At 29.2% G+C, this 16,147-nt stretch carries 18 protein-coding genes; 5 read left to right on the forward strand and 13 right to left on the reverse strand.

Annotation, left to right across the window (positions count from 1 at the left end; genetic code table 11):
• The 8 genes from BUB36_RS16295 to argB all read right to left on the reverse strand — a co-directional run.
• A partial coding sequence (locus BUB36_RS16295) for a hypothetical protein (RefSeq protein ID WP_131821313.1) occupies positions 1-187 on the reverse strand: 187 nt, incomplete at its 3' end.
• 324 nt (positions 188-511) lie between these two features.
• The gene (locus BUB36_RS16300) at positions 512-1,276 is read right to left on the reverse strand and encodes an alpha/beta hydrolase family protein (protein ID WP_073152734.1); all 765 of its coding nucleotides are present in this window, start codon (positions 1,274-1,276) and stop codon (positions 512-514) included.
• A gap of 169 nt (positions 1,277-1,445) precedes the next feature.
• Positions 1,446-2,081, reverse strand: coding sequence for an HAD family hydrolase (locus BUB36_RS16305; RefSeq protein ID WP_073152737.1), 636 nt, complete (start codon positions 2,079-2,081; stop codon positions 1,446-1,448).
• Positions 2,074-2,292, reverse strand: a complete 219-nt coding sequence (locus BUB36_RS16310; protein ID WP_084112093.1) for a hypothetical protein — start codon at positions 2,290-2,292, stop codon at positions 2,074-2,076. The genes BUB36_RS16305 and BUB36_RS16310 overlap by 8 nt, the downstream gene beginning before the upstream one ends.
• Before the next feature lie 100 nt (positions 2,293-2,392).
• Positions 2,393-3,190 (reverse strand): lipid II flippase Amj family protein, encoded by a 798-nt coding sequence (locus tag BUB36_RS16315; protein ID WP_084112094.1) that lies wholly within the window; start codon positions 3,188-3,190, stop codon positions 2,393-2,395.
• 113 nt (positions 3,191-3,303) lie between these two features.
• Positions 3,304-3,777 carry a hypothetical protein gene (locus BUB36_RS16320; RefSeq protein ID WP_073152739.1) on the reverse strand — a complete coding sequence of 158 codons (474 nt, stop codon included), beginning with the start codon at positions 3,775-3,777 and terminating at the stop codon, positions 3,304-3,306.
• A gap of 386 nt (positions 3,778-4,163) precedes the next feature.
• Complete coding sequence (locus tag BUB36_RS16325; protein ID WP_073152742.1) at positions 4,164-5,330, reverse strand: aspartate aminotransferase family protein; 1,167 nt, start codon at positions 5,328-5,330, stop codon at positions 4,164-4,166.
• Between the two features lies 1 nt (position 5,331).
• Positions 5,332-6,213, reverse strand: a complete 882-nt coding sequence (gene argB / locus BUB36_RS16330; RefSeq protein WP_106406527.1) for an acetylglutamate kinase — start codon at positions 6,211-6,213, stop codon at positions 5,332-5,334.
• Between the two features lie 154 nt (positions 6,214-6,367).
• Here argB and argC point away from each other — a divergent pair, with 154 nt between their 5' ends.
• The 4 genes from argC (at position 6,368) to BUB36_RS16350 (ending at position 12,176) form a co-directional block, all read left to right on the forward strand.
• Positions 6,368-7,402 carry an N-acetyl-gamma-glutamyl-phosphate reductase gene (gene argC / locus BUB36_RS16335; protein WP_073152745.1) on the forward strand — a complete coding sequence of 345 codons (1,035 nt, stop codon included), beginning with the start codon at positions 6,368-6,370 and terminating at the stop codon, positions 7,400-7,402.
• Between the two features lie 154 nt (positions 7,403-7,556).
• Positions 7,557-8,771 carry a bifunctional ornithine acetyltransferase/N-acetylglutamate synthase gene (gene argJ / locus BUB36_RS16340; RefSeq protein ID WP_073152748.1) on the forward strand — a complete coding sequence of 405 codons (1,215 nt, stop codon included), beginning with the start codon at positions 7,557-7,559 and terminating at the stop codon, positions 8,769-8,771.
• 246 nt (positions 8,772-9,017) lie between these two features.
• Positions 9,018-10,259, forward strand: a complete 1,242-nt coding sequence (locus BUB36_RS16345) for a DUF401 family protein (protein ID WP_073152751.1) — start codon at positions 9,018-9,020, stop codon at positions 10,257-10,259.
• 294 nt (positions 10,260-10,553) lie between these two features.
• Positions 10,554-12,176: a DNRLRE domain-containing protein gene (locus tag BUB36_RS16350; RefSeq protein WP_073152754.1), complete on the forward strand. Its 1,623-nt coding sequence runs from the start codon at positions 10,554-10,556 to the stop codon at positions 12,174-12,176.
• 182 nt (positions 12,177-12,358) lie between these two features.
• Here the strand turns inward: BUB36_RS16350 and BUB36_RS16355 are convergent, their stop codons facing one another.
• The 5 genes from BUB36_RS16355 to BUB36_RS19840 all read right to left on the reverse strand — a co-directional run bounded on the left by BUB36_RS16355 (position 12,359) and on the right by BUB36_RS19840 (position 15,040).
• Complete coding sequence (locus BUB36_RS16355) at positions 12,359-12,667, reverse strand: hypothetical protein (protein WP_073152756.1); 309 nt, start codon at positions 12,665-12,667, stop codon at positions 12,359-12,361.
• A 419-nt stretch (positions 12,668-13,086) separates the two neighbouring features.
• Positions 13,087-13,287: a helix-turn-helix domain-containing protein gene (locus tag BUB36_RS16360; protein WP_073152759.1), complete on the reverse strand. Its 201-nt coding sequence runs from the start codon at positions 13,285-13,287 to the stop codon at positions 13,087-13,089.
• A gap of 11 nt (positions 13,288-13,298) precedes the next feature.
• Positions 13,299-13,445 carry a YvrJ family protein gene (locus tag BUB36_RS16365; protein WP_084112097.1) on the reverse strand — a complete coding sequence of 49 codons (147 nt, stop codon included), beginning with the start codon at positions 13,443-13,445 and terminating at the stop codon, positions 13,299-13,301.
• Positions 13,445-13,888 carry a sigma factor-like helix-turn-helix DNA-binding protein gene (locus BUB36_RS16370; RefSeq protein WP_073152761.1) on the reverse strand — a complete coding sequence of 148 codons (444 nt, stop codon included), beginning with the start codon at positions 13,886-13,888 and terminating at the stop codon, positions 13,445-13,447. Before BUB36_RS16370 ends, BUB36_RS16365 begins: the two co-directional genes overlap by 1 nt.
• Before the next feature lie 981 nt (positions 13,889-14,869).
• A complete protein-coding gene (locus BUB36_RS19840; RefSeq protein ID WP_165613124.1) occupies positions 14,870-15,040 on the reverse strand; it encodes a hypothetical protein in 171 nt (56 codons plus the stop codon).
• 688 nt (positions 15,041-15,728) lie between these two features.
• On the opposite strand from BUB36_RS19840, the gene BUB36_RS19485 reads away from it, so the two are divergent.
• On the forward strand, positions 15,729-16,147 hold a 419-nt coding region (locus tag BUB36_RS19485), incomplete at its 3' end, for a DUF4372 domain-containing protein (RefSeq protein WP_131821314.1).

The following is a 16,147-nucleotide window of genomic DNA, read 5'->3' on the forward strand; positions in this document are numbered from 1 at the left end:
ATTCTTTTATAATTTCATCACATATCTTCAATGCTTCTTCTACTATAGCTATTCCTATTTCATCAAGCATTTTCTTAGTATCTAAAATATATCTTGAAATGTCCTTATGCTCTGTAAATAGTTTTTCCATATTTTTATTGTTATCTTTAATGATTTTTGTCATAATTTCCTGTATAATATTATTCATGAGAATAGCTCCTTTCATATGTTTTGATGTGTTGCTTATACACTTCCATCTTAACATAAGAAGCTATTCTCTTTTTATTTTTTTCCTACAATAATTTTACACTAAGTTTCTGCATATTTATCTTTCATGTCATATAAAAACACCCCTCTTAGTAAACACACTGTAAATACTAATAAGAAAACAAAAAAACCACAAGTAAATTTTTAATTTTGCTGATCATACTTAATCAATACCTTAAATTATTTAATAACTTAACCCATTTTACTACTGGGGAAAAAGGGGATATAAAAATTTCCCCAATAAAAAGCAGCACAATCAGTTGAATTACAAAAACTCTTTTAACCATTTGCAAGCATCAATAATCATGCCTCCTGCCCTTTCATGACCTGCATCTTGATATTCTATAAGCTTTATTCTATCTTTATTTGAGTAATTTCCCTTTAACATATCAAAGGATTCTCTAACAACCTTAATAGAAATAAGTTCATCTTTTACTCCATTTAACATTAATAAAGGGAAATCTTTCATAGTTTTGAGTGAATTTATAGGTTCTATACTTTCAATATATTCATAGTCTTCTTTATGTATATATTTTCTTCCTTCAGGGTTCTTCTTTACAAATTCTTTAGCATTACTGCTCCAATATGGGCAAGAAATTATTGGAACTGCCGCCTTTATGTTATCCCTCTTATTATTAGCTAAATAGTTATAAATAATAAAACCACCCATGGATATTCCAACAAGACCGATTCTATCAGCATCTATTCTTTTATCATCTTTATAGGCTTCTATCATTGTATCTATATATTTTGTTGTCTCCTCTACAACATCAAATACTCTCATGAATTTTTCCATATAACCTAGTTTTTTAAATTCTTCTGTTCCTTGTTCTCCATGCATATAGGCATCAAAGGATACTGCAAAAAATCCTTGCTGTACTAATCTATACCCATATTCTACATTCCGTTCCTTTGAGCTTCCCAGTCCATGCATTATAAAAACTAGAGGTCTTTTTTCAAAAGTATTTTCACTATATATCTCAAGGGTTGGGATATTAGAATTTTTTTTACTTTCAATAATCACTTTCATTTTTTCATCTCCTAAATATATTTTCCTCAGATATATAAATTATCTAATTTTTCTTTTATATAGAATTTACATAGTAAAACTTAATTTATACATGTACAAATATGCAATGCTTCTGGGCATTTGGGACATGTATAAATTAACTGTTTTACTGGAATATCTATAATAAATCTTAAATTGTTTGTGCTGAGCTTAAAATTTCAAGAATTTCATTGGGATTTTTAAAGTTATATTTAGCTTTTATGCCTTCAGTGCTTTTAGCCCCCCATAGAGCTAGACCAAAATCCACTCCCGCACCTTGAGCACATTTAAAATCATAGATTGTATCTCCTATATAAATGGCCTTTGAAGGATTAGCTTCAGTTATTTCTAAAAATTTTAATAAGGGTTCTGGCTCAGGTTTATGCTTCAAAGTATCATCAGCACAAATAACCAAAGAAAAATAATCTATTAGCTTTTTAAGTACTAAGTCATTTTTAATTTCTTCGTCAATTCTAGAGGTAACTATACCAGTTCTAATTCCTATTTCATTTAAAGTTTTAACAACTTCTTCTATTCCACTAAACAGTTCTATATACATAAAAAAATCCTTTAAATGCTCAGCCCATCCTTCCATGCCTTTTTTGATATCGGTTATTCCTAATTGTGATAGAGCCTTTTCTCCTGGAATTCCTAGAGTAAACAGTAATTCTTCTTCACTAAACTCTTTACCGAACTCAACCTTTAACATTCTCTGTAATGATCCTATTATTGCTTTTTCAGTATTAATTAATGTACCATCTACATCAAAAATAATACATTCATACATTGTTTCCCCCTCCATTTTCTTTGTAAATCTTATTCTTTTTTCCATTAAATAGACTATTATTTTCTAATGGTCTCCAATAACCAATTGCTTCTGTTACAGAAGCTACATTATCATAAACTACAGCTTTATTAAGTGTATTTATAAGACGAACTATATATTCTTGAGGTGCATATATTTCAAGTTTAAACTTTTTAATTCTTATACTATTCATTTATCCCCTCAATTCTATATTTTACCATAATACTACAACTGTGAAAATCTTCAAAAAGGAAAATCTAAAATACTAGAGTGAGAAGAAGAAAATTCTATAACTAGCTATATAGAAATGCTATAAGCCTTGCTGCTGGCACCAGCAACAGCTGTCCTAATAGGGTTCCTATTAACTTAGTTGCAATTAGCACCACAACTAACGCCTTTACATCTCCATATTCTCTTTTACCTCTGTATGCTTCATCGGTTATTAAAGCAGTCTTTGGATCTATAAATAGTGTCAATAGAATACTTGCAATACCATTAATCATTCCCGAAGAAGCTGAAGCTGCCAATCTGTTTTCTGGAACATAGATAGCAGAATAATATGCAGATAATATACCAATAGTATATACTCCAGTTATAAGAACATTTAATAATAATAGCCTTTTAGGTATATCCTTTAATCTTATCCCCTTTAACATTCTTCTTTTTGGTCTAATTACATTTTTTGCTATACGTTTAATATTTCCTTTGCTTAATGACTGTACAACCAAGCTGGGTACTGAACCCGTAACCTCAAGTTTTGATACAGCTTTAGCAAATATCTTCAAAAATGTTGGTATAAATACAATACCTAATATAGTTCCTGCAGTGGTAGCAAAAACAACTTGTCTTACATATATAATTGGGTCATAGTTCATTTTTATACTGTTATCAATCATCTTTCCAATCAATGGTCCTTGAAAAGTATTAGCAGTTCTTGAAACTAAAACTATTAAATTGAAAAGTGAAAGAGATAAAGCAAAATTACCATTTTTTACAGAATTCAATCTAACGGAATAGGATAAAGTATCTACAAAATGAATTATAATTGTAAGTAATATCAACCCATAAAATAATTCAGTTTCTATTATCATAATCTCCTCCACAATTATTAATATCTTTAGAATTATATTCTATATTATATTTTAAAAACCTTTATTGTACTTAAAATATTAAAAAGGAATCCTCTTTTAAGGATTCCCTATTATTATATTATTTCACTAATTTCAAGCAAATCAATAATATCCATGCAGTATATCATATATTTGCAATGCTTTTTACCTTCATTTACTTTTTTCCACTTATCCTCATTTATGTCCTTACAGGCAGCCTCTAAGACTTTTTGCCCTACACCTATTCCAATCAAGTTTTTCTTTCCTATGAGTTGCTTTACCTTTTTTACTAAATAACTTATATCTTCAATTTCCTTTTTTCCTCCCCATAATATACATACATCACTATTTATGGATAGAATATGTTTTAGATTAAAATTGCTGCTAAATATATTAATACTATAATTAAATTTTGAAATGGCTTTTATATCCTTTTTTTCTATACCTAAATTTATTATTGATACTTTTTTTATATTTGGTTCTATATGAACATATCCATCCTTATACAAATTCAATATACCATTAATATCAGCCATGTCTAACATATCATGCGTTAATACCGACATCATAATTACCTCTCCCTTCATAGAACAAAGGCGCCCGTAGGGCACATTTTGAATTCCAAGTTCCATGTTCCAAGTTGCGAATATTAGGGTCTTTCTAATAAGTTTTAAAAGAAAACAATTTGCATCATATTTTACTGGTAATAGTTTTAGTTTTCCTTAATAGCCCATTATTTTACTCTGTTTTAACTATGCAATTTCTTACACAAAAAAGTTTGAGTTCCTTAGCAAGGACAAAGACGTCTGTCGATGGGTTGTTAGATTAAAATTTCGTTTAGAGTGGGTCTTTTAAGTATAGGCTGAAATTAAGAATCACAGTAATTCTTAGAAACTTAAAAAAAACCTATATTCCAGAACTTCGCCCTTATAACTTGAAGTTAATATCCTTTAAGCTAGGATAACTCCTCAAAAACCTCTTTAAGTATTTGCACTCCATCATTAATTTCTTCTTTTGTTATGTTAAGAGGAGGCACTATTCTAACCACGTTATTGCCTGCTCCTACTATTAAAAGCCCTTTATCAAAGGCTTTACTGACTACCTTCTTAGCTTCTATATCTAAATGAATACCTAACATTAGTCCCTTTCCATCAATTTTCTTTATAAAGCTATATTTATTCATAAGCTTTTCGATTTCTTCTTTAAAGATTTTTTCCTTTTCCTTGACTCCATTTATAACCTTGTTATCTATTAATTCCTCCAGTACAGCTAGGGATACAGCACAGCCTAACGGATTGCCTCCAAAGGTACACCCATGATCTCCAGGTTTAAATACAGAAGCTCTTTTATTGGCTAATACCGCCCCTATAGGGAAACCTCCTCCAAGTCCCTTAGCTAGACAAACTATATCGGGAACTACCCCAAAGCTCTGATAGGCAAATAAATCTCCTGTCCTTCCTATACCACATTGAACTTCATCAAATATAAGAAGTGCATCATTTTTCTCACACAATTCCTTTGCTTTTAATAAGAATTCCTTATCAGCCCTAATTATACCACCCTCACCTTGAATCGGCTCTATTATAACTGCACAGGTCTTTTCAGAAACACTTTCTTTAAGGTCATCTATATAATTAAATCTCACACTTTTTATGCCCTCAAGTATAGGCATAAAATACTTCTGATATTTAGGTTGAGCCGTAACACTTAATGCTCCCATTGTTCTACCATGAAACGAATTTTCCATTGTTATAATTTCATATTTTTCTGCTACACCATTAAGCTTTCCGTATTTCCTTGCTATTTTTATAGCAGCTTCATTGGCCTCTGTTCCACTGTTACAGAAAAATACTGTATTATGATCACTAAGAGATATCAGCTTTTTAGCCAACTGATTCTGGGTAGGCGTCCAATAAAGATTTGAAACATGTATTAGCTTTTGACTTTGTTCATTTAAGGCTTCAATAATCGACGGGTGACAATGTCCTAAACAATTTACTGCAACCCCTGCCACAAAATCTAAATATTTTTTTCCATTTATATCATATAGCTTTGTTCCTAATCCCTTTTCAAAAACTACATTAAATCTAGAATATGCTTCCATTTGATAATTTTTCTTCATTTTATTGCTCTCCTCCTCTTATCATTGTTCCAATTCCTTTATCAGTAAATATTTCAAGCAGCAAGCTGTGCTTTTTTCTTCCATCTATCATGTGAATAGCTTTTATTCCATTTTCTATGGCTGATATGCAACATTCCAGCTTAGGCAACATTCCTCCATCTATTATTCTCTGTGAAACTAATTCCTTTGCTTCACTTATGCTTAGCTGTGATATAAATGTAGATTTATCATTAATATCCTTATATAATCCCTCTATATCCGTAAGTAATATCATTTTTTCTGCCTTTATAGCTAAGCTTATAGCCGAAGCTACATAATCGGCATTTATATTATAGCTATCTCCCCTATCATCAAATCCTGTTGGTGCAATTACTGGAATATACTCTTTTTCTATCAAATCATATAAAAAATCTACATTTATTTCTTCTACATTTCCAACAAAGCCTATATCAATTTTTTTATCACCTTCATATATATATTTTTTTTTAGCTCTAATGAGTCTTCCGTCTTTACCACTAATACCTATTGCTTTAACCCCTTGATTATTTATCTCAAAGGCTATTTCTTTATTTACTTGTCCTGCTAAAACCATTTCAACTATATTCATGGTTTCTTTATCCGTTACCCTTAATCCATTTATAAATCTACTTTCTTTTCTTAAAGCCTTAAGGCTTTCAGATATATTAGGCCCTCCACCATGGACAATTACTAAATTAATTCCTATTAGCTTCATTAGCACAATGTCTTGTATAAAAGCCTTTTTAGCTTCTTCATTTTTCATTATGCTTCCACCAAACTTAATTACAAAGGTTTTACCATTGAATTTCTTTATATAAGGTAAAGCCTCTATTAGAACCCTTATTTTTTGTTGTATCATTTCCATATTCCCACCAGCCTTTTATAGAAGTTACTGTATAATTATTAATAATTATACTTAAATATTAATAAAAATTCAATATTTATTTAAAATTTATTGCATATTTATTACTTGTTGTGTATAATAATCTCTAAACGAATATTATTGGGGTGATGATTTTATGAAGGTTGGAGTTATAGGTTCCACAGGTTATGCAGGTCAACAATTAGTTTGGTTCTTGAACAATCATAAAAAAATAGAAATTTCCTTTTTAGCTTCCCATACTTTTTCAAATAATAAATATTCATATGTGTATAATAATTATAGAAATTATATACATGATACATGTATAAACATACAAGAAATGTATGATTATTTACCTTCCACTGATATAGTTTTTATTGCTCTTCCCCATGGAAAGTCCATGGACATTGCAAAGGATCTTATTTCAAAAGGCATCAAGGTAATAGACTTGGGAGCTGATTTTAGATTAAAAAATCATAAAGTCTATGAAGAATGGTATGGTTTAAAACATATAAGTAATGAACTGCTTAAGGAAGCTGTATATGGATTACCGGAAATGAATAGAGAGCTTATAAAGCATGCTAAGCTTATTGCTAATCCTGGCTGTTATCCAACAGCTAGTATATTAGCTACCGCTCCACTTATAAAAAATAATCTTCTACAAGCTAATTCAATAATAATCGACGCAAAATCAGGAGTATCTGGAGCTGGAAGGTCTTTAAATAATAATACATTATTCTGTGAATGTAATGAATCTGTTAAAGCTTATAAGATCGGTAAACACAGACATACTCCAGAAATTGAACAAGAGCTTTTTAATTTAAATGAAGAAAATACTAATATACTATTTACACCCCATCTTATTCCAATGAACAGGGGAATCTTAGCTACCTGCTATGGTAAGCTTAGTAAAGATGTTTCATTAGGTGATCTGCAAGAAATATATAAAGAATTTTATTCTGAGGACTATTTCATAAGAATAACTGAAGATATTCCAGAAACTAAATGGGTAAAGGGTTCAAATTTCTGCGATATAGGTCTTAGCTTTGATAAAAGAACTAACAATGTAATTGTTGTTTCTGCTATAGACAATTTGATTAAGGGAGCAGCAGGTCAAGCCATTCAAAATATGAATATAATGTTTGGTTTTGATGAATGGGAAGGATTAGATTTCCCATCCATGATACCGTAGGACAAAGACGTCTTCGACGCATTTTAAGCTTTAAGTTGCAAGTTCCAAGTTGCAAGTTACAAGTTGCAAGTATTTGGGACTTTCTTTTGGGTCTTCAAAATAAAGTGTTAAATCAAAATATAAAATAAAATAGTTTTTGAAAGGGGCTATTGGTATGAAAAAATATTATGAATTCATTCCTGTTTCAGGCTTTAAGGCTGCTGGTGTATATTGTGGTATAAAGAAGGACAAATCCAAGAAGGATTTAAGTGTAATATATAGCGAAACCAAGGCCGTTTCGGCTGCTACCTTTACTACCAATAAGGTTAAGGCTGCTCCAGTTCAAATCAATATGAAAAATATAAATAATGATAATACTCAGGCTATAGTGGTCAACAGCGGTAATGCAAATGCATGTACTGGAGAAAAGGGCTTCGATGACGCTTTAAATATGATAAGTACATTGGCAGATGAATTAAATTTATCCCCTGATGAAGTATTAGTTGCATCTACTGGCATAATCGGTGTACCAATGCCTATGGAAAAAATAATACCAGGGATTAAAGAGGCCGCCTCCACTTTATCTCCTATTGGCTTTGAAGATGCTTCAAAGGGTATACTCACCACCGACTCATCTACAAAAACAGTTTCTGTAGAATTTACTATTGATGATAAGTCTGTAGTTATTAGTGGAATGGCAAAGGGGTCTGGTATGATACATCCAAATATGGCTACAATGCTGGGCTTCATTTTAACCGATGCTTCAATAACCAAGAAAATGCTTCAAAAAGCCTTAAGTGACAGCGTAAGTGATTCCTTTAATATGATTTCTGTAGACGGAGATACCAGTACAAACGATATGGTAATCATGCTTGCAAATGGAAAATCTAATAACAAAATTATAAATATGGATAATGGAATCTATAATAAATTTAAAGCGGCCCTAGATATCGTAAACGTTGAACTGGCTAAAATGATTGCAAAGGACGGAGAAGGAGCAACAAAACTTATTGAAGTAAATTTATCAGGTGGAAAATCAAAAGAGGACGCAAAGCTATGTGCAAAGTCAATTATTACTTCTAATTTAGTAAAATCAGCCTTCTTCGGTAGCGATGCAAACTGGGGAAGAGTATTATGCTCTATGGGTTATTCTGGTGGAGATTTCATCCCTGAGGATGTTGAATTATTTTTTGAAAGCAAAAAGGGAAAAATTCAATTGGTTAAAAATGGTGTTGGTCTATCCCTTGATGAAAAGCTTGCAAAAGAAATTCTTCTAGAAGATTATATTAAAATAATAGTTGATTTAAAGAATGGTGAATATAGTGCTAAAGCATGGGGCTGTGATTTAAGCTATGATTATGTAAAGATAAATGCCTCTTACAGATCATAAAAGAAACCATAAAGGGATGTATCATACAAATATTTGTTACATCCCTTTTAATCATAAAATACCACATTATGATAGATAAGCTTTTCTTTCTCATAAATGAGTTTTCCAAAAAACAGCCTTGAATCTTCAAGCCATCTTAAAAATAATTTATCTCCTTAATATATTCTATTATATATAAAATTATGGTATAAATATAGTAAGTTGTTTTTTAGTAAAGTATAAACAATGTTAGAAAAGGAGATTAAAATGGTTGTATTAACTTTAATTATTTCGATGGGCGCAGTATTATTTTTAGTTAATAAAAAAGTAAATATAGGTTACTCACTAATGATTGGAGCAGTACTTCTTTCTCTATTAAGCGGAAGAAGTTTTAGCTATATTATAAATGTATTTTTCAAGACTTTTTCACAAGCCACAACAATTACTTTAGCTCTTACTATAGCCCTTATCACAGTCCTTGGTCATCTTATGGAAAAATATTTAATTTTAGATAGAATGATTACAGCCCTTGAAAAAATGCTACGAAGTGCTAAGGCTACTATACTAATAGCTCCTGCAATTATTGGTACTCTATTAGTTACTGGTGGAGCTTTAATGTCTTGTCCCGTTGTAGACAAGCTTGGAAATAGACTAAATATTCCAAAGGATATAAGAGCATCAATTAACCTTATTTTTAGGCATGCTCTATATTTCTTCTTCCCTCTGTCTCCAACAATCATATTGGCTGCTGAGATAGGAAATTACAATCTATGGGATTTTGTGAAGCTTCAATTTCCTATTGCAATAGCTATGTATATATTAGGATATTTTTTTTATCTTAGAAAATACCACGAACCAAAGCTTGAAAAAATAGAAATCAATCAATATATTAAGGCTATTAGGGAATTTATTCTATATTCATCACCAATATTAGTAAGTTTATTTGGTTCTTTAGTTTTTAGTTTACCATTTTATATTTCACTTATTATTGGCATTTTAGTATCTATTGTTATAAATATATATGATAAATCAAGGGATAACAAATATAATATTAATGAAAATGTTCTTAAAACCATATATAAAGGCTTCAAACCATCTATGGTAATAGCAATTATAGGTATTATGGTATTTAAAAACGTTGTAAATGATTTTGATAAGCTTTTCATTTTTCTAAATAGCTTATTGGATAAAGGTATACCTGTAGAACTATTGATTTTCATATCATGTGCTATAATATCCTTTCCCCTAGCGTCTACACAACCAAGCATTGCTATACTTTACCCTATGATTTTGCCACTGGCTCCAAATCCTCATATAAAGCTTTTATATGCTATGTTTATTTATGTAAGCGGATTTATGTTTTATTATATATCACCACTTCATATGTGTCAGGTACTTACCTTAGAATATTTTGAGGTTAAAATTAAAGATTTATATAAAAACTATATTTACATATTACCATTAACTTACTTAGTAATGGTAGCTATATATGTGATAAATATTTTATAGAATGACAAAAACTAAATTAAAAAATCATAAAAAGTAAACCAATACAGACAAAATTTTTTTATTTTTTGTATGTTTTGGTTTACTTTTTTTAGATTATCGCCATCTATATATAGTGTAAGACGCAAGGAGCTGGCCAGTAAGAATTTTAAAATAAGGGTTTGCATTTTAAGCCTTAAGATGTGTCTTTTTATATGTAGAGCTATTAATCAGTTAAAGCTTTCTCAAAGGCAAGGTGTGTAAGCAGGATGAATGTTATACAAACCAAAAAATAATTTTAAAAAGGAGATGACAATTATGGGTTTACCAAAGCCTAATTTGAAAATAGCTTCAATAGAACTGGTATCTGGTGAGTTTTTAATTGGTAAAAAAATGAAATTCAAGGTTGTAGTAGAAAATATTGGTCAAGATACAAGCTCATCATACACAGTAGCTGTATATGATGAAAATAACAAATGTCTTGATACAGATTCTGAAAAACCTTTAGCTCCAAATAGTAAAAACTCTGCTAAATTATATCTTACAATGCAAACTTTAGGAAATCATACGCTTAGGTTTGTTATTGAGGGTGGTGAATCTACACATAATGAAAAGTATAGAACATATCTTTGGTCACAGGTGGAAGATCTAAATTTAGAAATTAAAGGTATAAGAGATACTGGGATTGAATCTTACTATAGGGAGCGTATGATAGGAAAAGATAATCGCAATCATGAGTATGGTATAGGTTTAAAGGTTGATTTTGGTCATTTGCTTCAATCACAAAATATTTTAATACGCAAAGCCTTTCTAAAATTAAATGCAGATTCTAGGTCCATTGGAGCCAAAGATAAAGATATTGGTATATATAGAATAACAAATCCCAATGGATGGAATAAAGTAAGTTCTAGTTATTTTAATGAAAGCCAATGTGATGCCCAAGGATATCTTGATGATAAGTCTCCTTGGACTGTAGATATTAATATAACTGATTTAGTAAAAAAATGGTATACAGGTAAATATGAAAACTATGGAATGTATGTTTTTGCCAAGGATAATATTCCTACTAAAAAGGATTATGGATTTGGTTACTATAATTTTAAAAAAGACAATAATATTAAGATCGTAGTTACATATTCAATACTTTCTGAAAACTTTATAGGAGGCAAAGATTATATTAATATAATTGAGCAAGTAGAGGCACAGTTTGGAGCCAAAGCTGCATTATACAAAATGATGCATGATTTTAATAGCCATGATAATGATATAATAGATTATTTAAAATACAATCTATCTGTAAACTTTGATGCTTTCTGTAATAAATTTAATGAATTGATTAAGCAATCTGGTTTAATTAGAGAAGAAATTATACATGAAGGCCCTGGTCCAAATGGTGGACCAGTAAAGAAAATAATAATTGAAGATGATTTTAAAGAATTTCATTATTTCCGTAATAAACTGAATAAAGCTCCAGCTACCTTAGAAGATTTAATGAAAGAAAAAGACCAATGGGAAATGCTTCCTTACTATAAAGCTGCATTCCATATGTTTGATACTGTTGAATCTAAAAACGGTCTTTTTAACTTGAAATTTGTTTCTATTCAAGACCAACGTCATGAAGCAGTTTATAACCAATTCGGGACAATATTAACAGAAAATAATGACTATAGAAATATGGGAACTTATAACTATGTGGGCCCTAATGATATTGAAGGTCATAAGTTGTATGATGTAGAACCTTATTACAAATGGGGAAACATAAATGGCAAAGGAGAAGGAAACTCATTTGTTGCTGCTCTTAATCGTGCATGGGATTTTGTTCAAGATTCATCAGCAATTGAATATTATAACTCTTATGCAACACAATTCAAATTGCCTCCATGTGATGGCAAAAGCCTTGAAGAATTGGAAAGCGTTATGAAAGATTTTTTCCTAACATAACTTAACAAAACAATAAAGAACTTTAAAAGAGTGTGATTAAATGTTTTATCACACTCTTTTACTATTATATTATTTATCTAATTCAAGTAAAATGTACTAATATTTAGGTGTTTTATATCATATTTTCTCTTTTCACTAAGATAATCATCTGTTCTTTTATACTAACATCAATCTAAATATGCTTAATGAGTAATATTTCGAGCTAATCCATATATCAATAAACTGAATATTAAAAGAAATAATAAACTAATTATTATATTTAAAAATAGTACTACCCTTAGTACATATAATTCAATACCTGATAGTTTTAATTTCTTTTTCATATATATTGAAACAATGAATCCTACCAATGTAATAATAGGCACTATAAAATAACCATGTAATTTTTTTAATATAGTAATGTTTATTGAAAAATATACCAAATTGCATATTAATACTACTAAGTTTATGTAATACATTATGCTTGATAAATTTATAGATTTTTTTTCCATAAACACCTCCGTCAAAGGTCTAATGCTTTACACCTAAAGAAGACAATCTTGTTAAATTTATATATCATTTTTTTCTCTAATAACGTTTTTCACATTTACCCCTCTACCTAGTTGAGGGTATTGCATAATACATTTAAAGAATTTTGGAGTACAAAATGTAGTAGAGAAAGTCAAGAAAGCTATCTACACATTGTAGCTCAAATTTATTAGTGTTAATTATGCAAGTTTCTCAGTTATTAAAACTATAACATTACAATTATACCATATTTTTATATATAGTTAAAAATTTTAATATCCCATCATTTAAAACACATTTTCTAAATTTCACTAAAAACTATTTTAAGGCAGAGTAAAGCTCCTGAATCTCACAGGAGCTTTTTAGGTTTTATAAATCTATTATGGTTTTACAGTAGTACACTTCAACTAGCACTTCTATATTCAAATTTCTTAATACATTTTAGCAGCTTAATGCACATTTCTTGGTATAAATCTTCATTGAATCTTCCTCCGATATAACTTCTCTTTTTTAAATCTTTATCAAAAGCTTGTATTAACTTATACATATCACTTTTATCTCCATTTTTTGACCCCATATATAAAGCTTCTAAATTATCCCCCATACCATCATCTCCTAGTTATTTTTAGAAAAGGTCTCTGCCATATGTACAAGAGTTTGATTTAGCTGGTCTAATTTTTTCTCAATTCGTATCAGCAAAAACGCTGTAACTGCTATGGGAAAACCCGTTTGACTTACAAGGTTAATAAAGGCATCCTCCATTATCTCACCTCATTTCTCAATTGATTTCTTATTTTTTTTAAGGCCTGTCCTTTAATTTTATTAATATATTGCTTACTAACTCTTAGCTCCTGACCTAGCTCTGCTCCATTCTTCTCTTCTACAAACAGCTTATATAGTATATATAATTCTTTATCATTTAAAGAGTCCATGGCTTGTAATAGCTTATTATTCTCCACATAATCCCTTATATCCTTACTATGATTACAAACTTCCTTCAATACATCTGAAGAAGGATCTATAATTGTATCAATATAATATGTATCACCTTCACTTGTTATTGGAGCATCTAGTGTTAATAGTTCTATATCCCTATTCTTAGCAAATTCTCTATAAAATTCCTTACTCCCAAAAAATAATGTTTTTTTTATATAATTTACTAGAGTTTGATTAAATCTTGTGTGGTCTTGATTTTGTTTAGCCATATAATCCCTCCTTAATTTAACTTCCTGTGCTAGTTAATTAAATTTTTTGTTTATAAAATACCTTAGAGAGCTTTAATATTTCATTTGAGTGATTTTTATAAACCTGTTTTCACCTTCAAAACAATATAAAAAAACAGGTTTATTACATAAGCGAAAAGTAAATATTAAAACTCTAGTGATATAAACTAGCACAATAGGTTAATTTAGATAAACTTTAAATAGAAAACATATATTTACTATTATATCGAACAATAGTTCGGTTTGAAAGGGTAAAAAAAATATACCCTAGAAAAGTTTTCTTAAGTATTCTTCCAAAATATCTTTATTTCTCTTTATTATATATAGATGCTAAAAAATGATAAAAAGTAAACCAAGACAGACAAAATTTTTTTATTTTTGTATGTTTTAGTTTACTTTTTTTAGATTATCGCCATCTATATATAGTGTAAAACGCAAGGAGCTGGCCAGCAAAAAAATATAGGTTTATATTTTAATCCTAAAATGTGACCTGTAATAAACTTTCCTTTATATGAGGTTGGAAATATAGTGTCTGATAACTTTGACACCTATACTTTAAAAGCTAAAGATAGTTTATATTCTATAGCTATGTCATTTAATATTACAATTGATGATTAAAATTTTTCCATAAAATAAATTTATTGAATCTCAAAAAAGGAGGCATTATTGTGTCTAAAATAGTTAATTTCCCCCTAAATATGATGAAGCTATTAATAGACAATGGACAATTACGTTGAATGCTGATACAGAAGATACACAACAAAATAAAGATAAGATATATGTTATTAATAAAGCATCTAATCAAAGAGTATATGGTACAGAGGTTTTTATAAATCGTTAAAAACAACAAATATTTGATTTATAATTTACAAATATCCTATTGTGTTTCCAAATCCAAAAATTTTTCAAGGTTATAATCATATGATTATAACCTTGAACTACAATTACTAAAGTTAAAATAATTCATTTTTGCTTTAGTTCCCTTAAATATTCTGAGTAAGCTATCATCTTTACGGCTATTTTATATAAATCTGGATTATTTTCTCTAAAATCATAGGAGGTTGCGTACACTTTCACATCTTCAATTTTTGTAAACACCCACCCACCATAGATTTTCTCAACTACTACATCCATGATTCCTGCACTGGGTTCAAATAAGTGTAGGTGGTGAAAAAAGTTTGATCAAAAACTTGTTTGAAGTATCGTTTTTTCAGTAAAAAATAAGAGCTAAATTTTGAAAAAAGTTTGATCAAAATTTAGCTTTTTGACATTTCAATTTTATTTGTTTTTTTAAAAAAGTTTGATCGTTTTTGTACGCTATCTATAATTAACTTTTTGACAAATAATTAAAAAGTTTTTAAAAAGCTTAAGAAAATAGAAGCTTTTTATGATCTTAAGTGTTTTTGTTAATTCTTATTAAAAATAAATTAAAAATCGAATCATGGTATAACAGATTTTACAATATCATCTAAAAAAGATATCTATCAACACTAGTGTTGCATAAAATTAATTACGAAAAGTCAAGAATAAATCTCTAAGAATTATTGATGTAACAAGTTTGTATAAATGCAAAATATTTACACAACAATACTGATAAATATTTTCAAAAAGACAACTCCAATCAGAAGATAGTCCTTATCCATATTTTTATAATAGATATATGTTATCACTAGTGTTCAATAATTGGATATAAAATCCATTGACAAATCATAAATACCAATAAAATTAATCTATAACCATAAATTTAGATATAAAAATAGCCAGTAACCTTTGCTAATATAATTATACCACTAACCACATTTGCAAGAGGGGGTACTGACTATTGGTTAAGGCTAATTATATCACTATTTTGGGAAAATTTTTAGACATAATTGATTGGAAAATCTTGAAACAATCTACTTATCTACTAGATACTAACTATTACATTGCTCAGAATCATTTAAAAGCTCTAATTTACTTTCACTTAGCTCAGCTAGATAGTTTAAGAGACATTCATGATTTTATGGAATCTGATTCAGACCTAAATGAACTGATAAATCCTGTTAGTCTTGGCTCTTTATCAAATTACAACAATAACATAAATTTCGAAGTATATATCCCTTTGTTGAATCAAATTATCGCTACAGCTATGAATCAACTATCTATAGACCATAAAATCAAGGAGTTCGGATCTGTTAAAATCATTGATTCTTCAACAGTTAGTATGGCTCTATCCTATTTTAAATGGGCAGAATTTAGAAA

The organism is Paramaledivibacter caminithermalis DSM 15212 (genome assembly GCF_900142245.1).
GTDB classification, from domain to species: Bacteria; Bacillota; Clostridia; order Peptostreptococcales; family Caminicellaceae; genus Paramaledivibacter; species Paramaledivibacter caminithermalis.